Below are 24,838 nucleotides of genomic sequence, written 5' to 3' on the forward strand. Positions count from 1 at the left end.
TCGTAAACGTACACCTCCTGTTCAAAAACAGACAATTATCATGTTTTCTTGAATCTTCTCAGATATGCTATTTATCACAAAATCAGGATGAAAAAGTTTTTGGTCTGATCATTGATAAGTTTTTTTCGCATTTTTATACAACCTGCTAATTTTTATACAATGGATAACAGTATCATTCGTGTTGAAACTCTGCACAAGTCTTATGTGAATGGAAGCAATGCGCTTCATGTATTAAAAGGGGTGGATTTGGATATCAGGCAGGGAGAGATGGTGAGTATTATGGGATCTTCGGGTTCAGGAAAATCTACATTACTTAATATCATTGGGATTCTTGATAACTATGATGCTGGTGCATATTATCTGGATGGAATAAAAATTGAAAAGATGAGCGAAACGCGCGCAGCACGTTTCAGAAATAAATACATCGGCTTTGTATTTCAGTCTTTCAATCTGATTTCATTTAAAAATGCCATGGAAAATGTGGCTTTGCCGCTCTATTATCAAAAGGTAAGCCGCAAAAAGCGAAATATGATTGCGCTTGAATATCTCGAAAAACTTGGGTTAAGAGAATGGGCGCATCATTTGCCTTCAGAATTGTCAGGAGGTCAAAAGCAGAGAGTGGCCATTGCACGTTCTCTCATTTCAAAACCAAAGGTTATTTTGGCCGATGAGCCCACCGGAGCATTGGATTCAGTTACTTCCACAGAGGTAATGGAAATTCTTAAGGAGGTTAATGCAACCGGCATCTCAATCATTATTGTAACACACGAAAATGAGATTGCTGCACAGACGCAAAGAATCATCAGACTGCGGGATGGAATCATTGAGTCGAATGAGGTAAACCATAACTTCAGCAATGAGGTTTCTGCCGGTGTTTTACTAGAGCAGCGATGAGCTCCTCATTTGAATTAAAGGCAATTTCGAAGAGTACCACTTTAATTATCTGTAATGTTTTAGAGAACAAACAGGCTATATTATGATTGATTATCTGGAAGAAATATTTAGCACATTGAAGCAAAATAAGCTCCGCGCCATCATGACGGGTTTTAGTGTGGCATGGGGAATTTTTATGCTGCTTTTGTTGCTGGGTTCAGGAAAGGGGCTGCAAAATGGCATGGAATATAATTTCCGGGGGTCTTCTACCAATGCCATCTGGATACATAGTGGTGAAACCGGTGAATCATATGAAGGTTTGGGAAAAGGTAGACGCATACAGTTTACCAATGAGGATTATGACATGCTTAAAAGGGAACTTTCCGGCATTAAAAACATTTCTGGAAGAATGTATCTTAGAAGCAGTGCCCCGCTTACCTATAAAAATGAATTTGGAATTTATTCCATCACAGGTGTGATGCCGGAATTTAACGGGATTGAAGTTTTTGATATGCAACAAGGGCGGTTCATTAATCGCCTGGATATTGATAACTATCGAAAGGTAATCGTATTGTCTCAACCCATTGTTGATGTTCTTTTTAAGGACGAGGATCCAATGGGAAAATATATTAAGGCAGGAGGTGTTCCGTTTCAGGTGGTTGGAACTTTTTACGATTATCAGAATCGGGATGCCCGAAGGGCATTTATCCCAATCAGTACCGGACAACGGGTATTTGGCGGAGCCAACCGATTGGCGAATCTTGCCATTGCCACTTCTTCAGCATCGGTTGAGGAAAACAAACAAATTGAATCGGAAATTAGATCTCTGCTAGCCAGACGCCATCGCTTTTCTGAAACCGATGACCGTGCCATCTTCATCTGGAATACACTGGAACATTTTAGGCAGGCACAAGGGGTTTTTGCCGCGATTCGAATGTTTGTATGGGTGATCGGAATCATGACCATCATTGCCGGTATTGTCGGAGTTAGTAATATTATGATCATACTGGTAAAAGAACGTACCCGGGAAATAGGCATTCGTAAATCCATTGGAGCAACCCCATGGAGTGTGATCCGTTTGGTGTTGTCTGAATCGGTATTTATAACTGCTGTAGCAGGATTTTTTGGTCTTTTGTTTGGAATGGGTGTATTACACTTAGCCAATATGGTGTTAATGGGCATTGCAGAAAATAACGATATGGTAAACAGGATGTTTTATAACCCATCGGCGGATTTTGGAGTGGCTGTGTCCGCAACTTTAATCCTTATTGCTGCTGGATTAATTGCAGGGTTTATCCCGGCACGAAAAGCTGCAGCAATTAAACCAATAGAAGCACTACATGATGAGTAATTTGTAAAAATTCTTTCGGAATGATTGACACCTAATTTCCGTAAAACTATAAGTTTTAGATCTATTTATCTATTAAAAAAGAGAAATCGTGTTTGATAAAGATCGTTGGCAAGAGATATTTATTGCCATTAAGCAGAATAAGTTACGAAGTGTCCTGACAGCATTTGGTGTGTTTTGGGGCATATTTATGCTCGTTGTTATGACCGGCTCCGGCAACGGACTGGTTAATGGCGTAACCCAAGGTACAGCAAATTTTGCATCCAACAGCGCATTTATGTGGACTCAGAATACAACAAAACCTTATAAAGGATTTCGACAAGGACGTTGGTGGAATTTTAACAACAGAGACATGGAAATTATCCGTGACCAGGTTCCGGGTGTGGATGTAATTGCTCCACGATTGCAAGGCTGGGATGTTTCACAGGGAGAGAATGTGCACCGGGGCTTGCGAAGTGGTTCTTTTACTGTTAATGGGGACTATCCTGCATATAACCTCATCGATCCGAGTGAAATGATTCATGGACGATTTTTAAACGAAATGGATATTCATTTACGTCGTAAGGTCTGTATTATAGGAGAACGGGTTTACGAAGTAATGTTCGAGCGCGGAGAAGACCCTGTTGGGCAGTATATGAAAGTGAGTGGTGTCTATTTTCAGGTTGTTGGGGTATTCAGAACCTTAAATCCCAACATTCAGTTAGGAAGTAATAAAAGCGAGAGCATATATGTCCCATTCACTACCATGCAGCAGGTTTATAATTACGGTGACAGGGTACACTATTTTGGTTTTACAGCTAAGCAAGGACATAGTGTTGCTGAAACTGCAGAACAGGTAATGGCGGTGCTTAAAAACAACCATTCGGTTGCACCTGATGATAAAGACGCCATTGGTCATTTCAATGTGGAAGAGATGGTTCGAACCATGACTTATCTTTTCCTTGGAATCAACGTGCTGATATGGATTGTTGGAATTGGAACTTTGATTGCCGGAGCAGTTGGAATCAGTAACATCATGGTTGTTGTGGTGAAGGAACGAACTAAAGAGATTGGGATTCAACGTGCCATAGGAGCACGTCCATGGACCATTGTTAGCCAGGTTTTAACGGAGTCGGTTTTCTTAACCACCATCGCAGGGTTCATAGGGCTGTCCCTTGGAACTTTGGTTTTGCACGGTGTAGATACAGCCTTAACTCATTCACAGGCAGCAATGCCTGCCGATGAACAAGTATTTTTCACAAACCCGGAAATTGGAGTGACAATGGCTGTAGCATCTCTCATAATTCTGGTTATTACCGGTTTGATTGCAGGACTAATCCCCGCTCAAAAAGCCGTTCGTATTAAACCAATAGAAGCCTTACGCCACGAATAAATACGCTAAAATCATATATCTAACATTGTAATTATCATTTTTGAAAAACCTGTTAAAACGCCATAACAATGAAACGATTTTTTAAAATTCTCGGCCTTTTAGTATTTGTAGGCCTTGTTTTGTGGGTATTTGTATATCTTTACAAGCAATCAAAATCTGACCCTGTTGTATTTGACACAGAAACACCTTTTACCACCGATATCATTAATAAAACGGTGGCCACAGGTTCTGTAATTCCAAGAAGAGAAATTGCTATTAAACCGCAGGAGAATGGGATTATTCGAGAAATCTATGTAGATCCAGGTGATCGGGTAAAAGAAGGTGATCTGATTGCTCGCATTCAAATCATTCCGGAAATGATTGAGGTAAACGCGGCAGAAAGCCGGTTGAACAAAGCGCAGCTGGAGTATGAAAATGCCCGTATCGAATACGAAAGAAAAAAGGGGCTGTTCGAACAAAATGTCATAGCCCGTTCAGAATTTGAGGCTGAAGAATTGAGATACAGAACCAGACTTGAGGATCTCAATGCTGCAGATAACCATTTACAGCTGATTCAAGAAGGTGTTACCCGCAAAATGGGTTCTCAGACCAACACCCTTATAAGATCAACCATTGATGGGATGATTCTTGATGTTCCTGTTCGGGAAGGAAACTCCGTGATCAGGACCAATGCATTCAACGAAGGCACCACAATTGCTATTGTGGCTGATATGAATGAAATGATTTTTGAAGGAAAAGTGGACGAAACAGAAGTAGGAAGAATCAGCGAAGGAATGCATCTTCTGCTTACCATTGGAGCACTTCAAGGCGATTCCTTTGATGCTTATCTGGAATACATTTCACCCAAAGGACAGGAGGAGAGCGGAGCCATACAGTTTGAAATCAGAGCAGCGGTTAAGTTACAGGAAGGTAATTTTATCAGAGCCGGATACAGTGCCAATGCCGACATCGTTCTTGATCGCCGAGACAGTGTTCTGGCTGTTACCGAAAGGGTTTTACAGTTTAATGGCGACTCCATTTTCGTGGAGGTTGAAACAGCGCCACAGACTTTTGAGAAAAGAGTGGTAAAGACAGGTCTATCTGATGGCCTCAATATCGAGATAAAAGAAGGTGTCACAGAAGGTGACAAAGTAAAAGTTCCGAGGATTTAATGACTGATAAAAAGCAGGGATATAGTCCGCTGTTGTTGTGTCATTGGCCTGTTTGGATATTGCTGAATTTAAAACTGGGGATGCAGAGGGAAATATTACAATATTTGGCATTCAAAATTCAAACGAACAAATAAATTGGTAATTAAAAAAAATTTGAATATGAAGTTTATACATCCCATCCTGGTAAGCAGTTTTCTGTTGGTTGTTGGTTTTGCCAAGGCAGATGAGACTCCTGCACCGTGGAGCCTGGAGGATTGTATCAATCACGCATTGGAACATAACCTCTCCATAAAACAGCAATCCTTAAATGCTGAGTATGCCGGGAACCAATATACGCAGAGCAGGTATGAATTATATCCGAACCTGAATGCAGGTTCATCCCACCGTATAACACGCGGACGCACGACGGATCAGGTAAACCTGCGAATTGTGGATATTACATCAAATACCACTAACTTCTACGTGGGATCATCAACTCCTTTGTTTGAAGGGTTTGCCAGGCGAAATACCATTGAAAGAAATCAATCGGACTGGCAGGCTGCGCTAAAGGATGTTGATCGTGCCAGAAATGATCTGGCTTTGAACATCACCGCCTTATATCTTCAGATATTGTTTGATAAAGAACTCCTGGAGGCAGCTAAAAGGCAATATGAGGTAGTTGAACAGCAGATGCAACGAACCCGCCGGTTGGTAGATGCAGGAAGTGTCCCCCAGGGAAACTATCTTGAAATGCGTTCATTGGTTGCACGAGAGTCTTTAAATATAACCCAGCTGGAGAACAGTGTGGCTCTATCTCTGCTTGATCTGGCTCAGGCTTTGGATCTGGAAGTGGTTGAAGGATTTGATATTCAAGAACCTGTACTGGACGAATTATCAGGTGCTGAACTGGTAGAAAGAGCCGATGTTCTTGAGTATGCCATCAATAACATGCCACAGATTGCTGCTTCAGAGCATCGTCTATCCAGCAGCGAACTTGATGTCGAAATTGCCAAGGGGAGAATGTTACCAACGCTCTCTTTCGAGATGGGTTGGGGAACTAATTATGTTTCGGTTAAAGATTTTGAGAATCCTTCATTCGGGAACCAATTCAGAGACAATGCCAACAGTTACGTTGGACTGAATCTAGCCATTCCTGTTTTTAATCGATTTCAGGCTAGAACCGGCGTTGAAAATGCTCATTTAGGTGTTAAAAATGCCAGGTTTGAACTGGATCGGCAAAAGCAACAACTTAGAAAAGAAATACAGCAGGCATATGCAGATGCAGAAGCTGCTTTTCGCCAATATCTGGCAAGCCAAACGGCTGTTGAATCCTACCAGGAGTCATTCAGGTATACCGAAAAAAGATTCGATGTGGGCTTGCTTAATCCTGTTGATTATAATGTGGCAAAAACTGAGTTGATGAAGGCAGAATCTGACTTCATTCAGGCAAAATATTCCTATATTTTGCGATTGAAGATTCTGGAGTTTTACCAGGGAAATCCAATTGAATTATAATCAGATTGTCGATGTTTAATGTTTGATTATATTGTTAGCCCGGGTTTTACCCGGGCTAATTTTTTATATTCTCTCTCAAAGATTCTTTTCCTATCTTTGTGCTACCAAAAATGATTTTATGGCTTTGATTTTGTGTATTGAAACTTCTGCTGTAACCTGTTCTGTAGCTCTGTCAGAAAATGGTGTCGCCATTGCCAGATTGAGGGAAGATGTTCCCAACTCCCATTCTGCCCGACTTACAGTGCTTATAGAACAGTTACTTAAAAATCAAAATCTGCAAATCAATGATCTGGATGCAGTGGCTGTTAGCAGCGGACCGGGATCTTATACCGGCTTGCGAATAGGAGTTTCTGTTGCAAAGGGATTGTGCTTCGGAGCTTCAAAACCACTGATATCTGTTCCTACTCTAGAAATATTGGCAGCCATGGTTCTGCATCACCAGGAGTTTTCTGACGACACCCTGATTTGTCCCATGTTGGATGCCAGACGAATGGAGGTTTACTCTGCTTTGTACAACAGTAGGCTTGAGAGAATTCGAAACACAGAAGCTGAAATAATCACTGAAGAGAGTTACCGAGAACAACTTGACCAATCGCGGATCATATTTGCCGGAAACGGAGCAGTTAAATGCCGTGGAGTTATACGTCATCCAAACGCTATTTTCCCCGATGACGAGGTGATGCCATTGGCATCAGAAATGGCCAGTCTGGCACATCAAAGGTTTTTGGATAAAAAATTTGAAAGCGTCGCTTATTTTGAGCCGTTTTACCTAAAAGATTTTCTGGTAACGGTACCAAAACGCAAAGTTTTTTAGCAGATATAAGAACCTCTATTTCAACGCTTAATCAACAATCTTCTTCTTTTTTTCTAATACTGAAACAAGAAAGGCTCATAATTTGTATAACAGATATTAACAATCCAAATCATGATTTAGATTGTTAAACCATATACAATGAACCAAAGGTCATTGTGATGTGAGTATTCATTAAAATCTTATGCACATGGGCACAATTAAACCTATTCTATACATCATCTTTTTTTTGATGGCCATTATGTCTGATACTGCATCAGCAAGCAATTCACCCAAAACACCGAACAGACCGGCATACGGCCCCGGAGAGGAGTTACACTATATCATGTCCTACGGGTTTATTACCGGCGGTCGCGGAGTCCTATCAGTAAAGGATACTATTTTAAATGGCAGACATGTTCATCACCTGGTAGGAGCTGCAAATACAGTAGGTTTGGCCGACCGGGTTTTTCGGGTTCGTAATGTTTACGAGAGCTTTATCGACCCCAAAACCGACTTTCCCGTAAAGGCCATACGGAATGTAAGAGAAGGCAGTTACCGCAGATATAATGAGGTGCTGTTTGACCATGGACCTGATTCCACTTTCATCATCAGCCAGCGTACTGGTGAGAAATACGTTTACCCAAACATTTATGACATTGTTGCTGCTTTTTATGTTGCCCGAAAGCATCATTTTAACGATGATATGGTTGAAGGCCAGGTGATGGAATTCATGACCTACTTCTCCGACGAGGAGTTTCCGCTTCGTATACGTTACAGAGGAATTGAGGTAATTAATACCCGATTTGGTAAAGTGGAGTGCTATAAATTCTCACCTGTTACAGAGGTTGGACGCGCTTTTAAGACCGAAGACGACATGCATGTATGGATCACACGTGATGCCAATCGTGTCCCAATACGCATCCGTTTTAATCTGCGGGTTGGTGCATTCGTGTGCGATTTGGAGAACTTCCGTGGCTTACAGCATCCTTTTTCGAGTATTGTGCATTAGCGAATTGTGCTAATCTAAAAGATTGTAAGGCAGAACCCTATCAACAACAATCCTTTCCGGTTCAACTTTCACTTGAACCGGAAATATTTCCACTCCTTCCTTTTCAGCCAGAATCAGGGTGTTGGAATATTCCGGATCTATTTCATGTGCCGGGCCAAATATGCTAACGTCTTGTCGCTGAATAATGTAAACCATGGCCACTCGAAAACCCTCTTTCTTCAGTCGTATTAAGGTGTGGAGATGCTTCAGACCCCGCTCTGTCCGTGCATCGGGAAACCGTGCAAAATCACCATCTTTCATGGTCACGTTTTTTACCTCAATGGCACATTTCTCGTGGTCGTTTTCGGCCAGAATATCCAAACGGCTTTCATCGAATTTCACCTCACGTCTCACTGAAGTATAGCTATCCAACCCGGGAATTTCCCTTTTAAGAATGGCGTCGTAAGCAATTTTGTTGGGATGTGATGTATTGATGCCAACCCAGTCGCCATTGATTTTAATCATCTCCCAAGTGAACCGGGTTTTTCGTTTCGGATCGGTAACAGGCGAGATATATACTTCTGCACCCTCTTCCAGACAACTTTTCATGGAGCCGCTGTTGGTGCAATGGGCTGTTACAATTTCTCCGGAATCCAGTTTTATATCGGCCAAAAAACGTTTATAACGTTTTATTAAAGTTCCGTGAACCAGTTTTTGTTGAAATATCATTTGCCTATGAGTCTGTTTAACTTTCCTGAAACAAACCCTTCTTCATCTATCTCAGTTTCGTTAAACCCAATTTCTGCAAATTGTTTGGTAATGGTGTTGATTTTCTCTTTAAGGATAGATAGCTGAAATTGTGGGACCTCTATTTTGGCCTTAGAGCCAAAATAACGAACTCTTGCATCCATGAAACCATGGTTGGCTACAATCTCCTCAGCCTTTTCAACGAGTGCCAACTTGTCCACGGTTATCAATTCACCATAAGGGAAACGACTGCTTAAACACGGGCTTGCAGGTTTATCCCAAACCTGTAAACCAGCTTCACGTGCCAGATTGCGTATATCTTCTTTGGTCATTCCGCAATCGGCCAGTGGACTGTATGAGTGGTATTTATCGGCAGCCTTCAATCCGGGACGATAATCACCCCAATCGCTTTTGTTGTTGCCATTGGCAAGAATAAAATCGGGATAGTTTTTTTCTCTGAACTCACCCATCACAGTATATAGTGAACTTTTACACCAAAAACAACGATCTTCAGGATTTACCCTATAGTTTGGGTCTTCAATTTCGTTGGGATAGATGATGGCGTAATGTATGTCGTGTTGATTACAGAATTCGATGGCAATATCCAAATCGCGACGTTTTAAACTTGGAGAATCGCCTATTAATGCAATGGCTTTTTCTTTTGGTAACGCCTGACGGGCAGCCCAGGCAACCAGACAAGAGTCAACTCCCCCCGACAGAGCAGTTAAAACACCTTTGTGCTTTGTAAACCAGCTCTTTAATTCAATCAAATGTTGATTCATTTTCCTATTCTTATGTTATAGAGACAAAAGAGTCTTTTTTGCTAAATTACAAAAATCCACTGAGAAATCATTCATGGTAGTTTCTCACAGCAAGGTAATTCATTGTATAGTAGCCGTATAAATATTTGTTAATGTGTTGTTATCAACAACAGGTTTTCTTATTTTCGCAAAAAAAATGATGGATTGCAGAGCAAACTGCGGGGCATGTTGTATTGCTCCTTCTATATCTTCCCCAATTCCCGGAATGCCCAATGGCAAACCGGCTGGTGTGCGTTGCATACATTTAACGGAAGATTACCGTTGTGCCATTTTTGAAAGTATTGACAGGCCTTCTGTTTGCGGAGGATTTATGGCTGAGTTACTGATATGTGGTAATTCCAGACTTGAGGCACTTAATATTTTAGCTGAATTGGAGGGTTGTCAGTCAGAGTAAAAGTTTTATATTTGTTACTAAACTCAGCAATGTTTAACAAAATATTTGCATTATGGAAGATGAAATTAAGTTAGTTCTGGAAGATGCCACAGAAAAAATGGATAAAGCCATTGACCATTTAGATCGTGAAATGGCCAAAATACGTGCCGGTAAAGCCAACCCCAAAATGCTTGATGGCCTTATGGTCGATTATTATGGTTCCATGACTCCGCTTGCACAGGTTGCAAATGTAAATACTCCCGATCCGAGAACCATCGCAATTCAGCCGTGGGAAAAGGGAATGATTTCCGTCATAGAAAAGGCAATTCTGGCTGCTAATCTCGGTATGAACCCCGATAACAATGGAGACGTTATACGCATAAATGTTCCGCCATTAACCGAAGAGCGAAGAAAAGATCTTGTAAAAATGGTTAAAAAAATTGGGGAAGAGACCCGAATTGGAATCCGTAACGTGCGTCGAGAAGCCATAGACGAATTTAAGAAACTTCAGAAGGATGGACTTCCTGAAGATATGGCTAAAGATGCCGAGGACGAAACTCAGAAACTCACCGATAAGTTCATGAAACGCATCGAAGAGATGCTTGAGAGAAAAGAACAGGACATAATGACTGTATAGAAAAAAGGTCGCTCGATAGAGCGGCCTTTTTTTATATGTAGGGATTTCTGTTTTTTTCTGATTTTTTTTTCACAAAACGAAAACAGAGGCTAACTTCCTCAATAACTGCATCATTACCTGTGCAAGAAGTTGTAATTAATAACTTGTTAATATGCATCTAAGGGATTTTAACACTCCGGATTAAGGTTCAAATGGAATTGTAAACATATATTTACATTAAAATCGGAAGCCGGTATAAAAACATGGGTCGAGATAATTTGAGATTTATGCGTAATCAAATTAGGTAAGAGATTCCGAAAAATTAATACAGACCAGACCAGTTAATTTTTCCATGTTCTATCCGGAGTCGGTTTTGAAGTTTAGTAATACTGTCACACCTGACAAAAAGGGGTTGTCGAATGATCGACAACCCCTTTAAGTTTTGTTGTAAATTTTGATGGTTATTACTGTGCAATTATCAGCGAATAACTCTTTTTTCCTTTCTGAACCAAAATGTACTTATTATTCAGCAATGCTGAGGTATCAACTACATCGTCCTGGGATTCCACTTTTACTTTATTGATGCTGACCCCACCACCCTTTACGGTTCTTCGGGCCTCCCCTTTTGATGGGAAAACGGCCGCTGCATCGGCTATCAAATCCAAAACATTGATGCCGGATTCAAGCAGAGAACGGTTTACTTCAAATACAGGAACTCCATCAAAAACACTTAATAGTGTTTTTTCGTCCATCTTTTTGAGAGTTTCAGTTGCTCCTTTTCCAAACAAGATTTGTGATGCTTCCACGGCAAACTCATATGCTTCCGCACCGTGTACCATGGTGGTTACCTCTTGCGCAAGCCTTTTTTGTAATGCGCGTGCATGGGGCGCCTGTTGATGCTCTTGTATGAGAGCTTCCACTTCATCACGCGTTAGCAGGGTGAAAATTTTGATGTACTTTTCAGCATCGGTATCTGATGTATTCAGCCAAAACTGGTAGAACTGATAAGGACTGGTTCTTTCCGGATCCAGCCATACATTACCCGACTCAGTTTTCCCAAACTTACCCCCATCGGCTTTGGTAATAAGCGGACAGGTGAGCGCGTATGCCTCACCTCCTGCCACTCTGCGAATCAGCTCAGTTCCAGTGGTGATGTTACCCCATTGGTCGGAACCTCCCATTTGCAGTTTGCAGCTTTTATCACGGTACAGGTGCAGATAATCATACCCTTGTACCAACTGATATGTAAATTCGGTAAAAGATAGTCCTTCACGTGTGTCGCCGGTGATTCGTTTTTTAACAGAATCCTTAGACATCATGTAGTTTACCGTGATGTGCTTGCCAATGTCCCGGATAAAGTCTAAAAAGGTAAAATCCTTCATCCAATCGTAATTATTGACCATTTCGGCTTTATTGGGCTCGCTGCTTTTGAAATCCAGAAATTTGCTCAACTGGTTTTTGATGCACTCCTGATTGTGACGTAAAGTTTTTTCGTCCAGAAGGTTACGTTCTGCCGATTTCATGGAAGGATCGCCTATCATACCGGTTGCTCCACCAACCAATACAATGGGACGGTGTCCCGCTACCTGAAAATGTTTAAGCATCATAACACTTACCAGATGGCCAATATGCAGGGAGTCTGCAGTTGGGTCAATGCCAACATAGGCAGAAGTCATCTCTTTTTGCAGTTGCTCTTCAGTTCCGGGCATGATGTCGTGGATCATACCTCTCCATTTTAATTCTTCAACAAAATTCATGGTCAATTATTTTTTGCGCTTTTTGCGGCGCAAATATATCAAAAAAAGCCGGTTAAACATGTCAACCTAAATACTATCTTTTACTGTGATTGATTTATCAGCTCATGGAAGCAGGCGGCATAACGGGTAACTCTTCAAGTCTGGGTAGTAAATGATCGACACTGAGATTGATGAGATGCAGAGCGTGTGGAGCGGCCTTTTGCAGATGGCTGTACAAAAGAGAATTCTCACGATTTTCCGCAGTCATATATTTCTCGCTTAGGCCGGTGGCTTCGAACAACAGAATACCAATGCTGATTAAAATGGCTGCTTTTACAACCCCAAAGGCCGCTCCGGTTAGGCGGTTCAGCCAACCCAGTGCAATGGCTGAAACCAGCTTGTCAATCATTTTTGCAACCAGATGTACCCCAAGCACAGTGGCAGTAAATACCAAAATAAACGCAAGAATGGATACATATCTGGAGGTGATGTAATCAGATAACCACGTTGCTGTTACTTCTGAGAACATCACTGCAAGGATAATTCCTAAAAAAAGAGCAGCCAACGAAGCCAACTCAATAATGAAACCGTTCTTTAGTCCTTTAAAAAGAAAAAAAAGGATAATGATTAATGCAATAATATCAAAAATATGCATTTTAAAAAGTTTTCAATTTTCCACTCCGCTTAACATGAAGCGGGATTACATCGCGTAAATTTAACATTAAATTTTTAGTTTGCCATTATTTCGCTTTTCAGATCTCTTAGTCAACAGAATAAAAGGTTTTATCTTGTAGATTAATGATTTAGTCAAAAAAGAGACCATAGCAATGTCCTATTTTAGTAATTTGGTTACTGATTTTTTTGACAACTGATAAAAGTTTTAGCCATCCTTTAAATCACATTAATATATTTAAATCAAACTACTATGGAAAATCAACAAGAACCTTTAGCTTACGCACAGGAAAGTCAAAATGTATCGGTTGGAGAATGGGTACTTTCTCTTTTAATTGTAATGATTCCGCTTATAGGATTAATTATGCTTTTTGTCTGGGCCTTCGGCGGAAACACCAAAGTTAGCAAAGCCAATTTTGCAAAAGCAGCATTGATATGGACTGCCATCAGTATCGTACTATGGATTCTTGTTGCTGGAATTTTTGGAGCTGCTTTTTTGTTTGGAAGATAAGGGTAGTATAAAATGAACTGCTTTTTTGAGCGACAACCGATAAGCGGTTGTCGCTTTTTATTTGTAAATGAGGTTTATCTGTAGTTGTAAAAGTATTTTATTAAGGTTATATAAAGCATATTTTATTGTTTTAGACTATTTTTGCCAAAAAAACAGATCATTCTCAGCCTGATTTTGTTGAGATTATTCGAAAAAACGATATTTTAATATGGCAACAACAGCAGATTTTAGAAACGGGATGTGTATTGAGCACAACGGGCAATTATTCTCCATTGTGCAATTTCAGCATGTAAAACCGGGCAAGGGCCCTGCCTTTGTAAGAACCAAGCTCAAAAACATTTCAACCGGTCGTGTATTGGAAAACACCTTTTCAGCCGGAGTTAAAGTAACCGAAGCTCGCGTAGAGCACCGTCCTCACCAATTTTTGTATAAGGATGATATGGGTTATCATTTTATGAATACTGAGAGCTTTGAACAAATGACCATTCAGGAAGCATTGGTAGAATCGCCCGACCTTATGCGTGAAGGTCAGGAGGTAGACCTTGTTTACCATGTGGACTCTGAAACACCTTTAATGGTAAATCTCCCGCAATTTATTGTTTACGAAATAACTTATACTGAACCTGGTGTGAGAGGGGATACCTCTTCTACATCATCTTTGAAACAAGCTACGATTGATACCGGGGCAACTGTTATGGTACCTCTTTTTATTGAAAATGGAGAAAGAATTAAAGTGGATACCAAAGAGAGATCTTATGTTGAAAGAGCGAAGGAATAAATTCTTTGAGTTTATATTTCTTCGATTTAAAATTAATCTATATAGACAAACCGGGTTAGCGCAACTACGCTAACCCGGTTTTTCGTTTTGAAAACCATTCATCTTATAATGTGTTTGTTATGGCAGATACTTTAAAGTGTTTTCCGGTTGACTAGCGATAATCGAATCGTAACAAAATCTTTATTTATATCAAATTTTCAGACAATATGTTTAAATCAGATGATCTAAGCATGATTTGTTACTTGACTACATATATTTTTTTTGTAAATTTAGTCTGTCGCAGAACGGGAAAAAGAGTTATAATGATTACACATACACGGAAAAGACGCATTAGATTATATAAAGACCGGTTAAACATCCTGTTGGATTTGGCGCAGACCATCAATGAAGACCACAACATTGAAGATTTGTTGTCTGAGTTTGAAATTTTGCTACGTGAAGAACTGGATGTTGGAAAGATTCTTGTATACACCAACACGGAAGGAGTCTGGTCTAATTTGTTGAATTCAGGAGTTACTCCCGAAGAGGTGGCAGGTATTGATGTCGAAAGAGATTTAACGGTTTTTAAAGGCATAGAAAACATCACACTCACTCCTCCTGAAAATCTAAAAGGCTTTGATGCAATCATCCCGCTTTTCCACCGGTTTAAGGCGATTGGGTATGTCCTAATTGGCGATGTTGAGGAAGAACAACAAGGCATAAGTCCAACCATCAAACACCTTAAGCTCATTCAGATTATCTCAAATTTGATCATTGTTTTCATTGAAAACAAACGAATGCATGCAGAACTACTTGAGCAGCAAGTAATGAAAAAGGAGCTGGAGCTGGCTTCCCGCATTCAGAATCAGTTGATTCCCGGACCCGCAGATTTACCGCAACACCGGAAGCTGGCAATTCACACTTTATATCATCCTCACTATGGAGTAGGGGGCGATTATTACGATTTCGTGAAACTTTCGCGAAACACCATTGGCTTTTGCGTAGCCGATGTCTCCGGCAAAGGTATTTCAGCAGCGTTGCTGATGTCAAATTTTCAGGCGGTTATCAGATCTGCATTTACTTCACGGGTGAAAATGAAAAAACTGATTCACCAATTAAACAAAAGAGTAAACGAGAGCGCCAATAGTGAAAAATTCATTACCATTTTTATTGGGAAATATAATATTCTGACACGAAGGCTTAGTTATGTAAATGCCGGACACCTGCCTCCGTTGCTGTTTGAGCCGCAAAAGGGGCATCTGATCTCTCTTGATAAAGGCTGCATCGGGTTGGGGATGCTGGACACCATTCCAGTAATTGAAACCGGTCGCGTGACCGTTTCAAGAGGATCTAAACTGCTTGCTTTTACTGATGGCTTGGTGGAGTTGGAGCGTGGCGATGAGATCACATCCGGGTTGAATGCTGTTGAGAAAATCATCTCAAATTCTCAATCAATTGATACCAATATTGAGGAGATAAGAAAGTTTATATCAAAACATGTGGATAGGCAATCCATTTTTGATGACATCTCGGTAGTAGGAATGGCATTTTATTAATTTCCTCATGAAACAATCCCTTGACTTTGGGTCTTGTTTTCCATTTTGTCGGGAATGAACTGTTTAATCATATCAACTAGTTCGTTGTAATTAATGGGTTTGGAAATATACTCATTACATCCAGCTTTCATCGCTTCGGCCTTCTCTCCCCTCATTGTATAAGCTGTTTGGGCTATAACAGGTACTGTTTTGTTGAATTTTCGTATCTCCCGCACTGCAGTATACCCATCCATAACCGGCATTTTTATATCCATCAGTACCAAATCTATCTGTTTCACTTTTTGCAGGATGTCAACGGCTTCTCTCCCATCTCTTGCCCAAATCAGAGACGCATTAAAGAGCGACAGCGCCACTTCCAGATAACGGAAATTATCCTCCTCATCCTCTGCTATCAAAAAGGTTTTTCCTTCCCAATTTATGCTGTCCGAAAGCCAGGGCTTCACCAGGTTTTGCAATGGGACTAACACCTTCTGGAAAGGGATGGTGAAATAAAAGGTTGTTCCAACAGCCGATCTGGAATCCACGCGAATGTCTCCACCCATATATCTGACTAAATGTCGGGCAATGGTGAGCCCAATGCCGGTTCCTCCGTAAAGTTTTTCACTGTTGTTGCTGCATTTGTAAAAACGATTAAAAATAAGCTCTTCAGTTCCTTCAGGAAGTCCGATGCCGGTATCTTTAACGTAGAACTCAAGTTGATGATGATTTATTACCACATATCCAAATTCCACATATCCTTTGTGCGTAAACTTAATAGCGTTACCTATTAAGTTGGCCAGAACTTTTTTCAACCGGGTTCCATCCGTTAAAATCTGGAGATTTTCATCTGCCAGGCCTTTCTTCAGGTATAGCTTTACATTGGTAATTCCACGTCTGAAGATCTCTTCTTCAAAGATGTTGTTGGTCTCATCCAGTAGTTGGTGCAGTTGGCAGGGGCTGTTGTGTAATTCAAACTGACCACTTTCCATCTTGGAAATATCAATGATATCCTCAACCAGAGACATCAGGTTGTTGGCATTTATTCGAATGAGATTTACAAATTCTTTCTTCTCCTGATCGCTGACCCCCTTATGCGATAAAAGGTTCGAGAATCCGAGAATGGCATTCATCGGAGTTCGAATTTCATGACTCATATTGGATAAGAAAGCCGTTTTCAATTTATCAGACTCTTCGGCTCTCTGGCGGGCTAAAACCAGATCATCCTGCTCTTTTTCCAGAATGCGTTGATACCTGCGTTCTTTTTTTATGCTGAACATTAATCCGTTAATCAGAGAGATTAGCGGTGCCAGAGTAATCGTATTCAGCACCATGAAACTTATTGCCAGATTTATATAGGTGTGAAGTGATATGTCCGGAAAATTGGTCAGTTGGAATTTTCCTGAATACCAATAAAAGCCCACCGCTGTCAACACAATGGAGTGCAAAATCATATATCTGATGGCCGTAATTGTTCCCGACATGGTAACAGCCATGATGGAACAGGCAAAAAGGAAGATCATCCCAATGTTGGTATGGGGCCCCAGGAAAAGGAGGAATGTCCCGGTAATAAATAGCATCAGCTGCACCCAGCCTGACCTGATTTTAAGTGGAATGCCCGGAAGGCTGACCATCAAAAGTGAAGAGATAAAAATAAAGGTGCTGAAAGCAAGCAAAAGGTAATCCTGAGAAAAGAGAAAATATAAACCGTAGTACAGATATACAGTTACCCCAAAAAATACAATCGCCAAAGAAAAGTAGTGAAAAATCCGTTGCCTCCAATATTGGATGCCTTCTCCGGGTAGTGACGACGGCCCCAAATGCCTGTTAATCAAAGCATGTAAATGACGAATGTAGGTTTTTGTTGTTTTAGACATAGGTTTTGTCACTTCTCCTCAATCATATTTCATGGCTAAATATAAATATTTATGCTTTAGTTTGTTTGGGATTTATGAAAAAGTTGTTAACAATTTTTGGGAAACTGGTTAAACTCAATTTAAGTCTTGATAAAAGAGCCCCGGATAGAGAGTAAATTCTATATCCGGGGTTGGATGGCAGCACAATTTAACTATTTCGTTTTTAAGACTCTGAAGGATCTATTCAGAGTCTCAGATTCTATTTGAATAATGTATACGCCAGGACCTGGCAATGGTATCATATTGCTCTCGCTCGGGTTAATGATTGTTTTTATAAGAGTTCCTGTTATGTCGTATACTCTTACTGCAACAAATTCATCGTTTAAAATAACATAGAATCCATTGTCCGTAATAGTCGGGTAAACAATTACTCTGCTATTTTTTTCTTGTTCAAACGAAGTCTGGGTATCATATATAAAGTTGATGGTGTATGTAGCTTTTGTGCCGTCCTCAGCTGTAACTTGAATTGTTGTTGAACCGGGAATTTGGCTCGCGTTGGTTATAACAACATTTGCATATGGCTCATCCGGTCACCTCAGGAGATTCTGTAATATCATTGGTCAAAATCATAGTATATTCCAATGTGTTTGCATCGAAATTGTCTATGGTAATATCGTCAACTTTTAAATCAAATAAAGTGGCATCTGACGAAACATAAAATGGAAAATCCGCAGCCCTTGTGGCAATTTCCTGAGGATTCATAACACCACTGTAAATATTATATTCATAAACAGAGCCGATCCAGGTTGGATCACTATATCCAGCGCGACAAAGGTAGGCAAACTGAGTGCTTAAGTTATGGATTTTATTCTCCTCAGAAAGTGCTGCTGAGCCGTATTTTACCAATTGAGAATATTTAAAGGAAGTAATATGGGAGTAAAAATAAAAAGCTGCCTTTTTCAAGGCAGCTTTAATTGAAGTTTGTACCCGGAGCCGGGGTCGAACCGGCACGACATTGCTGTCACTGGTGTTTGAGACCAGCGCGTCTACCAATTCCGCCATCCGGGCAAACAACATTAAGATTTATTGCGCGGCAAATATATAATAATTCATCATTCCAAACAAGAAAAAACCATATTCCTTACATTTTATTTACTTTTGCAGGACAAATGCTCTGTTCATGATACACAAAACCCGCGGTATAGTTCTGAATCATACACGTTATGGCGATTCCAGCGCCATAGTACATGTTTATACATCAATGTTTGGTATGCAGAGTTACATGGCTAACCGGGTTTTTGGCAAACGCAAAAAGTCCAACGGACTTTTACTCCAACCTCTCAATGTGCTTGAAATGGAAGTGTATCACCATTCAAACAAGGAGATACATCGAATAAAGGAGTTTCGTCCAGTCAGACCTTTATTGCGGATCCCATACTCACAAACACGCAGAGCTCAGGCATTTTTGATTACGGAGATTTTATCAAGGGGACTTCGGGGTGAAGGTAAAAATCAATACCTGTTCGAATTTCTAGATCAGTCTGTGGAATTTATGGATGGAGATCATTCCGGGATGGAGAACTATCATATCTGGTTCTTATTTAATTTAACACGGTATCTGGGATTGTTCCCTCACAATAATTTTAGTGATGCATATTCCCGTTTTGATATCAAGGAGGGCTGTTTTGTCAGCGGAGAACCATCTCACCCATATTTTCTTGATAAAGAAGAGAGTGGTTGGCTTGCATCGTTATTCCATATTGAGTTGGGGCAACTTGCCGATATCGCTGAAAATATCACGCGCCGACGCCAACTGCTTAACTCCATTGTACTTTTCTATGAGTTTCATCATCAGGAAATTGGCAAAATCAGGTCCCTGGATGTACTAAAAGAGCTTTTTTCTGGCTTGGTTTAACCATAATTTGAAGAATGTATCCAAATATTTGACCAATGAATGCTATTTGGCTGCTTACAGCTAAATATTCAGGATTTATGGAGGTTTCAGGCGGTATTTAATTCATATCTATTCACTATATTTGGTAGTAGAGTAAAGTCGTTTTATGATAAATATTAAACCAGCATGATACAACCAAAATTCTTATCATTGGATCCAGAGTATGTCTCTCAAGTTAGTGAAACAGCCTTGACTTCAGGGGCAATCGATCTGGCGGCCGGCAGTTCTATGGAAAACATGCCGGTTGAACTAGCAACCTATTTTAAGAATCTTCCGGAACAGGATATTCTTCGTCCCTTTGCCCCGGCAAATGGCTTGATGTCGCTTAGGGAGGCCATTGCCCGAAAAACAGCTCTGTTATACGGCCATGGTTATTGCGCAGGTGATGAAATTTCTATTACTACCGGAGCCAACCAAGCTCTTTTCGCCTCCATGAGTGCTTTTCTGGAAGAGGGTGATGAGGTGATTTTATTCGAACCAGCTAACGAGAACTATCTTCCCATTATTTTGCTATGTGGAGCCCGCCCTGTTTATATCTCGCTCAAAGAACCTGATTTCCATGTGGATTGGGAGGCAGTAACACGCATGGTAACAGCAAAAACAAAAATGATCATCATCAACTCGCCACACAATCCAACAGGAATGGTGTTTAACGAGTTGGATATGTTGAGACTACAAAAAGTGATAAATGGTACCCAGATTATTGTTTTAAGCGATGAAAGGTATGAACATATTGTTTTTGACGGATTCTCCCATCAAAGCGTGGCACTGTATCCGCAATTGGTAGAACGAAGCATTTTGGTTAGTTCATTGAGTGAAACCTGTCGGGCTTCCTGGCCGGTTGGTTATTGCGCTGCACCAGCAAAAATGATGAAGAAAGTACGTCAAATACTTCAAGTACTTCACAGTGGACATTTTGCCCCGTTTCAAATGGCTTTGGCTGAGATTATTGAAAATCCTGATGTGTACAAGCAAGTTGGAAACTATTATCAGGCTAAGCGCGACTATTTTAATGGGAAGATTATCAACAACACCCGTTTGATTCCCATTCCCAGTCAAGGAACCTACTTTCAACTTTTTAGCTATGAAATGATATCGGAAGATAGAGACCGTGAATTTATTGAAAAGATCTTACATCATACCGGAGTGGCTGCAGTTCCTTATAGTCTGTTTTTCCATGAAAAACAGAAAAACCCCTGGATTAGGTTTAATTTTGCAAGACCTGTTGATATTTTGGATAGTGCTATTAGCCGACTTTCTCGATTATGATTACTCAAGATAATGGCGGAAGAGAAATTATTATGGTTTCATGTATTATGATGTTCGGCTAACATGTGATTTTAAGTAAATACTCAGGCATATTGGCATAAGCAGAAAACTGTTCTATAGTTTATAAAGATTTATTGTTTTTCCCAAAGCAGAGAAGGATTTATCTAATAATGAAGAGTAGTTGTTCATATCCTCTACAGCGGAGGCATTTTCCTGCGTGAATAAATTCAGTTGAAGCACAGCTGTGTTTATTTGATCGGTTCCTGTTTTTTGTTCTTCCGTTGCAGCAGCAATTTCCTGCACATATGATGCTGTTTTTTGTATTTCAGGAATTATCATTCCCAGCAACTTAATTGACCTTTCGAACGTTTTTAGACTTTGATTGGTCATTATGTTTATTTCGTTGGCTGTTGTTTTGCTGTTGTCAGCAAGTTTTTTCACTTCTGATGCCACAACTGCGAATCCACGACCATGCTCACCCGCACGTGCTGCCTCAACGGCTGCATTTAATGATAAAAGGTTCGTTTTCATTGCAAACTCATTGATTACCGATACCTTTTCAATGATTTGACGAACAGATCCTATGGCACCCTCTACTGCCTTATTTATTATCGAAATATTATCTGCTGATTTTTTGGTAATTGACTCAGTTTTCTTGGAATTTTCTGCATTTTGCTCAATGTTTGCTAATATTTCCTCAATGGAGGAAGAAACTTCTTCGAGGGTTCCGGCCTGATCTGTTACTCTTTGAAGAATATTATTAGACCTCTGTACTACTTCCTCGTTGAACTTTTTTGTGCTTTCCAGCTCTCTTCTGAGTTTTTTAATTACATTAACCTGATTGTTTACAAGCAGATTTAATGATTTATAGACATTTGTGAGTTCTTCGAGACTCTCTCCTTGTTTTATTGTTTTATGTCGAATGGTTAGATCCCCTTTTGCAACCAGTTTTATTTGATCTGAGAGCCCGGCTAATAAATCAGATAACTGCTTGTTAAAAAGTTGTATCCCTTTGTATAACAAAAAAGTCATTAAGGGAACAACCCAAAGTAAATGCCATAAACTTAACGATCCAACGATATAAAATATAGTTGCGATAATTCCAGTATATGCCAATAAAACCAAGGCTGTTTTATGAAGAAAAGTTCCTTTATATAAATACTTTATTCCATAAAACAGGCCTGGGATGACTATTCCAATAAAGATGAGCAAAAAACCTAAGAGAGAGTTCATTATAATGGTTCGGGTTTAGTTCTGGATTAATTAAAGAGCCAATCTTCCGCGCTGTTTACATTGTCGAAAAATTTGAAATTCAGGTTTTTGGATACTTCCTCTTCCATCATTGATTCGGAAGCTAGTTCAACAAAACCATCCTGACTAATTATCACGGCAATTTTCTCAACAGAGGAGTTCAGGACAATAGGGGCAGAATTTTTATCAATCCACTCCTGCTCTTCGGGAGTATGTGGACGATTCATTTCCTGTTCATTGTTGAGAAGAAAACGCGGCTTGTGCTTTTTTACCGCCTCCAGAAAAACATCCATAAATGCGGTGCGGATATCATCCCATGTTGCATTTTCAGTTGCTTTAAGCCAGGTTGAATAGAGGCACTCATTTTCTTTTGAGTATTCCACTTTAATGAAATCTGTAGAGTAAGTTGACATAGTTTTCGGATTTGTTTAGTGATTAGTAGAATCAAAAATAATATTTTTATGATAATTTTTCACTATTGTCCGGGGAAATAATTTCATATTATTTAAGTGCTCAAGCCGCACAGGCTTTTACTTTTTTTCTACAGCAAAAAAAAGTAAACAAAAAATGCCGCCGCTGCACGAAAAAGACTAAAAATCAATATGTTTTTCTAAAAACCGTGAACTCGCTACGCTCAAACAACACGGTTTTCTTAACGAAAACAACATTGATTTTCTTAACGTCTTTTTCCTGAGGCGGAAAGCAAGCCCAATATTCCAAGAAAGCCGCGCAGCTCAATAAACAAGGCATATTTCATGATTTTTAAATAATTAACCGGACACCAATGATAATTTTTAAATAATACGGGCATATTTAATTTTTTATTAATTCCAGGAACTACTTAGATTGAGAGAACATAGGCAAAAGGGATGCTTTAAACTTTATTTGCAGTTAACCATTTCGATGTCAACAGTGAAGAAAATCTTTGATTTCAATGTTCATTTAATCTGCCTCTTATTATTTAAGAGTAAGATAATTTTTCTATTTTTGCATTTCAATTAATGGCTCCATAGTTCAAGGGATAGAACGGAAGTTTCCTAAACTTCAGATACAGGTTCGAGTCCTGTTGGGGCTACACATTAAAACCGTAATTGCTTTATTTTTAAAGCTTTTACGGTTTTTGTGTTTATTGTTGCAGCCACCATTGCAACCACATTGATGAGGTGTGTGCATGATTGCTATGACTTGGTGTGTTTATTATAGAACGAAATTTTTCAAATTGCTCAAAGGGTTTAATATTGCATATACAATTCTTAAAAGCTTATATTTAGGGTTTGTTGAAAAAGTTAACAGCCCATAGTATTGTGTGTTTTGTCCTCAAGCCGGACGAACCCTTTCTTTTTTACTAATAACGTGTTAAACTCAATAGGCATTGGGTGATTCGCAGCACTTCTCAACAGCAAAAAGGAAAGTGAAAAGTAGAGCGAACCTGAAATCATATAATGCTGAAGAGGCTGTCTAAAAAGTCTGTTAAGAATATTCAACACTTACAATTTGTAAAACAACCTTGCTTTCACCCCTCCAAACCTCCCCCAAGTGGGAGGCTTAAAGTCCTTGGGGGATTTAGGGGTGAATTATTAACGTGAAATTTACGATTTGAAAGTTAAGGAAAATTTAAAATTACTTTTTGGACAGCCTCTTCAGAAACAAAAAAAGAGACTTGAAACTACCCATCACAAATAGAAAATGGACAATAATAAGAGTTATAGTGATTAATTTACTAGTAATAACTTTCTCTTTTATTATTCAAGACGGTACCAGACTGCTGATTGTCTTCTATCCAGCAATTTTAGTTTTGTCAGCCCTCAATATTTATAAAAATAATATTCAAAATGGGTATTTAAAGAATGACACCATTATTTTAAAATACAATTGGAAGAAAATTACCATACCGGTTAGGGAGGTTATATCAGTTAGTTCAGCAATCGCAGGTCATAATGATTTCAAGAATCCATGGACTACTTTTTTTGTATTGGAGCTTAAGAATAAGTATCATTTTGGTCGGAAACTAGAGTTAGAATATATGCACCAAAATTTTCATATAGAAGAGCCAAGAGAAATATCAATCATTAAAGCGATTATAGAAAATCAGAGAAATATCGTTGTTGATACTACATTATAGCATAAATCAAAACATCATAAGGTTTGTGACCTCAGCGATGCCCTAAAGCCGTTGCCAACTGTCTGAACGAATAGAATAATCAATTTTATCGAGGAAACCACAGTCATACAAGTTGAGTACCAAATTTTCCGGGAAAATTTTATGATGTGATTTGCAATTCTAGTGAATTCTGAAAAAGAACCATCATTCGATCCTTATTTATCGAATTAAAAAGCCTGTTGGTCAAAATGACTTTCTGGTTTTGAAGGTTTTGTATCAATACTGTCCTAAATAATCTTCAGTAGGATTTATTGCTCTTTAAAAATAGTAGTTTTAGCCAGAAACATCTACAATTTCAGAATAAAACCCCCTGTATGTATTTTTGAACTGGTTCAGGAGGTTCATCAAAGGGTTTATCCAACCACTTTTGCAAGTCAATTTTCACAAACATATTCAACCTGATAAACGCAACTAAATTTGACAACCTCCAGCCATATTGGGCTAATGCTTTTAAGTATTTTAGGACAAGTATAGTTATCAAAGCAGTCCATATTTGTATCATTACAGCATTTTCGCTAGTTCCGATGAAAGATTTAATATGAAGGAGTTGCTTTATCTCCCTG

Annotated in this window: 24 protein-coding genes, 2 tRNA genes and 1 pseudogene; 16 read left to right on the top strand and 11 right to left on the bottom strand. The window is 39.6% G+C overall.

Annotation, left to right across the window (positions count from 1 at the left end):
• Positions 1 to 159 precede the first annotated feature (159 nt).
• From B5X70_RS16090 to B5X70_RS16120, 7 genes are all read left to right on the top strand, one after another.
• Positions 160 to 894 (top strand): ABC transporter ATP-binding protein, encoded by a 735-nt coding sequence (locus B5X70_RS16090; RefSeq protein ID WP_198314245.1) that lies wholly within the window; start codon positions 160 to 162, stop codon positions 892 to 894.
• An 82-nt stretch (positions 895 to 976) separates the two neighbouring features.
• Entirely contained in the window at positions 977 to 2,224 is a 1,248-nt protein-coding gene (locus B5X70_RS16095) for an ABC transporter permease (RefSeq protein ID WP_079558937.1), read from the top strand.
• A gap of 88 nt (positions 2,225 to 2,312) precedes the next feature.
• Positions 2,313 to 3,593 carry an ABC transporter permease gene (locus tag B5X70_RS16100; RefSeq protein ID WP_079558938.1) on the top strand — a complete coding sequence of 427 codons (1,281 nt, stop codon included), beginning with the start codon at positions 2,313 to 2,315 and terminating at the stop codon, positions 3,591 to 3,593.
• 68 nt (positions 3,594 to 3,661) lie between these two features.
• Positions 3,662 to 4,744: an efflux RND transporter periplasmic adaptor subunit gene (locus B5X70_RS16105; RefSeq protein ID WP_079558939.1), complete on the top strand. Its 1,083-nt coding sequence runs from the start codon at positions 3,662 to 3,664 to the stop codon at positions 4,742 to 4,744.
• A gap of 159 nt (positions 4,745 to 4,903) precedes the next feature.
• Positions 4,904 to 6,238 (top strand): TolC family protein, encoded by a 1,335-nt coding sequence (locus B5X70_RS16110; RefSeq protein WP_079558940.1) that lies wholly within the window; start codon positions 4,904 to 4,906, stop codon positions 6,236 to 6,238.
• 118 nt (positions 6,239 to 6,356) lie between these two features.
• Positions 6,357 to 7,052 carry a tRNA (adenosine(37)-N6)-threonylcarbamoyltransferase complex dimerization subunit type 1 TsaB gene (gene tsaB, locus B5X70_RS16115; protein ID WP_079558941.1) on the top strand — a complete coding sequence of 232 codons (696 nt, stop codon included), beginning with the start codon at positions 6,357 to 6,359 and terminating at the stop codon, positions 7,050 to 7,052.
• 187 nt (positions 7,053 to 7,239) lie between these two features.
• Entirely contained in the window at positions 7,240 to 8,040 is an 801-nt protein-coding gene (locus B5X70_RS16120) for a DUF3108 domain-containing protein (RefSeq protein ID WP_232468435.1), read from the top strand.
• Positions 8,041 to 8,049: 9 nt separating this feature from the next.
• Here the strand turns inward: B5X70_RS16120 and sfsA are convergent, their stop codons facing one another.
• Both sfsA and larE read right to left on the bottom strand, forming a co-directional pair.
• Positions 8,050 to 8,748 carry a DNA/RNA nuclease SfsA gene (gene sfsA, locus B5X70_RS16125; RefSeq protein ID WP_079558943.1) on the bottom strand — a complete coding sequence of 233 codons (699 nt, stop codon included), beginning with the start codon at positions 8,746 to 8,748 and terminating at the stop codon, positions 8,050 to 8,052.
• The gene (gene larE / locus B5X70_RS16130; RefSeq protein ID WP_079558944.1) at positions 8,745 to 9,548 is read right to left on the bottom strand and encodes an ATP-dependent sacrificial sulfur transferase LarE; all 804 of its coding nucleotides are present in this window, start codon (positions 9,546 to 9,548) and stop codon (positions 8,745 to 8,747) included. Before larE ends, sfsA begins: the two co-directional genes overlap by 4 nt.
• A 175-nt stretch (positions 9,549 to 9,723) precedes the next feature.
• Between larE and B5X70_RS16135 the strand changes: the two genes are divergently transcribed.
• On the top strand, positions 9,724 to 9,981 hold the full coding sequence (locus B5X70_RS16135; protein WP_232468434.1) for a YkgJ family cysteine cluster protein: 258 nt from the start codon (positions 9,724 to 9,726) through the stop codon (positions 9,979 to 9,981).
• A 52-nt stretch (positions 9,982 to 10,033) separates the two neighbouring features.
• Entirely contained in the window at positions 10,034 to 10,597 is a 564-nt protein-coding gene (frr, locus tag B5X70_RS16140; RefSeq protein WP_079558945.1) for a ribosome recycling factor, read from the top strand.
• A 443-nt stretch (positions 10,598 to 11,040) separates the two neighbouring features.
• On the opposite strand, the gene tyrS is transcribed toward frr, so the two are convergent.
• Together tyrS and B5X70_RS16150 are read right to left on the bottom strand one after the other, a co-directional pair.
• The gene (gene tyrS, locus B5X70_RS16145; protein ID WP_079558946.1) at positions 11,041 to 12,333 is read right to left on the bottom strand and encodes a tyrosine--tRNA ligase; all 1,293 of its coding nucleotides are present in this window, start codon (positions 12,331 to 12,333) and stop codon (positions 11,041 to 11,043) included.
• A 97-nt stretch (positions 12,334 to 12,430) separates the two neighbouring features.
• Entirely contained in the window at positions 12,431 to 12,967 is a 537-nt protein-coding gene (locus tag B5X70_RS16150; RefSeq protein ID WP_079558947.1) for a CvpA family protein, read from the bottom strand.
• Positions 12,968 to 13,237: 270 nt separating this feature from the next.
• Between B5X70_RS16150 and B5X70_RS16155 the strand changes: the two genes are divergently transcribed.
• From B5X70_RS16155 to B5X70_RS16165, 3 genes are all read left to right on the top strand, one after another.
• On the top strand, positions 13,238 to 13,495 hold the full coding sequence (locus B5X70_RS16155; protein WP_079558948.1) for a hypothetical protein: 258 nt from the start codon (positions 13,238 to 13,240) through the stop codon (positions 13,493 to 13,495).
• A 208-nt stretch (positions 13,496 to 13,703) separates the two neighbouring features.
• On the top strand, positions 13,704 to 14,273 hold the full coding sequence (efp, locus tag B5X70_RS16160) for an elongation factor P (RefSeq protein ID WP_079558949.1): 570 nt from the start codon (positions 13,704 to 13,706) through the stop codon (positions 14,271 to 14,273).
• 302 nt (positions 14,274 to 14,575) lie between these two features.
• A complete protein-coding gene (locus B5X70_RS16165; RefSeq protein WP_079558950.1) occupies positions 14,576 to 15,808 on the top strand; it encodes a PP2C family protein-serine/threonine phosphatase in 1,233 nt (410 codons plus the stop codon).
• Positions 15,809 to 15,813: 5 nt separating this feature from the next.
• Here the strand turns inward: B5X70_RS16165 and B5X70_RS16170 are convergent, their stop codons facing one another.
• The 4 genes from B5X70_RS16170 to B5X70_RS16185 all read right to left on the bottom strand — a co-directional run bounded on the left by B5X70_RS16170 (position 15,814) and on the right by B5X70_RS16185 (position 18,708).
• A complete protein-coding gene (locus tag B5X70_RS16170; RefSeq protein ID WP_079558951.1) occupies positions 15,814 to 17,661 on the bottom strand; it encodes a response regulator in 1,848 nt (615 codons plus the stop codon).
• A gap of 191 nt (positions 17,662 to 17,852) precedes the next feature.
• Positions 17,853 to 18,203 carry a T9SS type A sorting domain-containing protein gene (locus tag B5X70_RS18605; RefSeq protein ID WP_079558952.1) on the bottom strand — a complete coding sequence of 117 codons (351 nt, stop codon included), beginning with the start codon at positions 18,201 to 18,203 and terminating at the stop codon, positions 17,853 to 17,855.
• Positions 18,204 to 18,222: 19 nt separating this feature from the next.
• The gene (locus tag B5X70_RS16180) at positions 18,223 to 18,603 is read right to left on the bottom strand and encodes a hypothetical protein (protein ID WP_143255091.1); all 381 of its coding nucleotides are present in this window, start codon (positions 18,601 to 18,603) and stop codon (positions 18,223 to 18,225) included.
• Positions 18,604 to 18,624: 21 nt separating this feature from the next.
• A tRNA-Leu gene (locus B5X70_RS16185) sits at positions 18,625 to 18,708 on the bottom strand.
• A 112-nt stretch (positions 18,709 to 18,820) separates the two neighbouring features.
• Between B5X70_RS16185 and recO the strand changes: the two genes are divergently transcribed.
• Together recO and B5X70_RS16195 are read left to right on the top strand one after the other, a co-directional pair.
• Positions 18,821 to 19,555 carry a DNA repair protein RecO gene (gene recO, locus B5X70_RS16190; protein ID WP_079558954.1) on the top strand — a complete coding sequence of 245 codons (735 nt, stop codon included), beginning with the start codon at positions 18,821 to 18,823 and terminating at the stop codon, positions 19,553 to 19,555.
• Positions 19,556 to 19,720: 165 nt separating this feature from the next.
• Positions 19,721 to 20,863, top strand: coding sequence for an aminotransferase class I/II-fold pyridoxal phosphate-dependent enzyme (locus B5X70_RS16195; protein WP_079558955.1), 1,143 nt, complete (start codon positions 19,721 to 19,723; stop codon positions 20,861 to 20,863).
• 114 nt (positions 20,864 to 20,977) lie between these two features.
• Here the strand turns inward: B5X70_RS16195 and B5X70_RS16200 are convergent, their stop codons facing one another.
• Together B5X70_RS16200 and B5X70_RS16205 are read right to left on the bottom strand one after the other, a co-directional pair.
• Complete coding sequence (locus B5X70_RS16200; RefSeq protein WP_079558956.1) at positions 20,978 to 22,096, bottom strand: methyl-accepting chemotaxis protein; 1,119 nt, start codon at positions 22,094 to 22,096, stop codon at positions 20,978 to 20,980.
• A 26-nt stretch (positions 22,097 to 22,122) separates the two neighbouring features.
• Positions 22,123 to 22,527 carry a hypothetical protein gene (locus tag B5X70_RS16205; protein ID WP_079558957.1) on the bottom strand — a complete coding sequence of 135 codons (405 nt, stop codon included), beginning with the start codon at positions 22,525 to 22,527 and terminating at the stop codon, positions 22,123 to 22,125.
• A 590-nt stretch (positions 22,528 to 23,117) separates the two neighbouring features.
• Here B5X70_RS16205 and B5X70_RS16210 point away from each other — a divergent pair.
• Together B5X70_RS16210 and B5X70_RS16215 are read left to right on the top strand one after the other, a co-directional pair.
• Positions 23,118 to 23,189 (top strand) — tRNA-Arg (locus B5X70_RS16210).
• A 585-nt stretch (positions 23,190 to 23,774) separates the two neighbouring features.
• Complete coding sequence (locus B5X70_RS16215) at positions 23,775 to 24,236, top strand: hypothetical protein (protein WP_143255092.1); 462 nt, start codon at positions 23,775 to 23,777, stop codon at positions 24,234 to 24,236.
• Positions 24,237 to 24,570: 334 nt separating this feature from the next.
• Here B5X70_RS16215 and B5X70_RS18400 read toward each other — a convergent pair.
• A pseudogene (locus tag B5X70_RS18400) lies at positions 24,571 to 24,838 on the bottom strand (hypothetical protein); the annotation flags it as partial.

This window comes from Alkalitalea saponilacus, from assembly GCF_900168165.1.
Classification (GTDB): domain Bacteria; phylum Bacteroidota; class Bacteroidia; order Bacteroidales; family Marinilabiliaceae; genus Natronoflexus; species Natronoflexus saponilacus.

Coding starts and splice junctions, on each gene's coding strand:
- frr (WP_079558945.1), top strand. CDS start 10,034: ATGGAAGATGAAATTAAGTTAGTTCTGGAAGATGCCACAGAAAAAATG.
- efp (WP_079558949.1), top strand. CDS start 13,704: ATGGCAACAACAGCAGATTTTAGAAACGGGATGTGTATTGAGCACAAC.
- B5X70_RS16205 (WP_079558957.1), bottom strand. CDS start 22,527: ATGTCAACTTACTCTACAGATTTCATTAAAGTGGAATACTCAAAAGAA.
- larE (WP_079558944.1), bottom strand. CDS start 9,548: ATGAATCAACATTTGATTGAATTAAAGAGCTGGTTTACAAAGCACAAA.
- B5X70_RS16120 (WP_232468435.1), top strand. CDS start 7,240: ATGGGCACAATTAAACCTATTCTATACATCATCTTTTTTTTGATGGCC.
- B5X70_RS16105 (WP_079558939.1), top strand. CDS start 3,662: ATGAAACGATTTTTTAAAATTCTCGGCCTTTTAGTATTTGTAGGCCTT.
- tsaB (WP_079558941.1), top strand. CDS start 6,357: ATGGCTTTGATTTTGTGTATTGAAACTTCTGCTGTAACCTGTTCTGTA.
- B5X70_RS16165 (WP_079558950.1), top strand. CDS start 14,576: ATGATTACACATACACGGAAAAGACGCATTAGATTATATAAAGACCGG.
- B5X70_RS16135 (WP_232468434.1), top strand. CDS start 9,724: ATGATGGATTGCAGAGCAAACTGCGGGGCATGTTGTATTGCTCCTTCT.
- B5X70_RS16150 (WP_079558947.1), bottom strand. CDS start 12,967: ATGCATATTTTTGATATTATTGCATTAATCATTATCCTTTTTTTTCTT.
- B5X70_RS16195 (WP_079558955.1), top strand. CDS start 19,721: ATGATACAACCAAAATTCTTATCATTGGATCCAGAGTATGTCTCTCAA.
- B5X70_RS16200 (WP_079558956.1), bottom strand. CDS start 22,096: ATGAACTCTCTCTTAGGTTTTTTGCTCATCTTTATTGGAATAGTCATC.
- tyrS (WP_079558946.1), bottom strand. CDS start 12,333: ATGAATTTTGTTGAAGAATTAAAATGGAGAGGTATGATCCACGACATC.
- B5X70_RS16170 (WP_079558951.1), bottom strand. CDS start 17,661: ATGTCTAAAACAACAAAAACCTACATTCGTCATTTACATGCTTTGATT.
- recO (WP_079558954.1), top strand. CDS start 18,821: ATGATACACAAAACCCGCGGTATAGTTCTGAATCATACACGTTATGGC.
- B5X70_RS16095 (WP_079558937.1), top strand. CDS start 977: ATGATTGATTATCTGGAAGAAATATTTAGCACATTGAAGCAAAATAAG.
- B5X70_RS16110 (WP_079558940.1), top strand. CDS start 4,904: ATGAAGTTTATACATCCCATCCTGGTAAGCAGTTTTCTGTTGGTTGTT.
- sfsA (WP_079558943.1), bottom strand. CDS start 8,748: ATGATATTTCAACAAAAACTGGTTCACGGAACTTTAATAAAACGTTAT.
- B5X70_RS16090 (WP_198314245.1), top strand. CDS start 160: ATGGATAACAGTATCATTCGTGTTGAAACTCTGCACAAGTCTTATGTG.
- B5X70_RS16155 (WP_079558948.1), top strand. CDS start 13,238: ATGGAAAATCAACAAGAACCTTTAGCTTACGCACAGGAAAGTCAAAAT.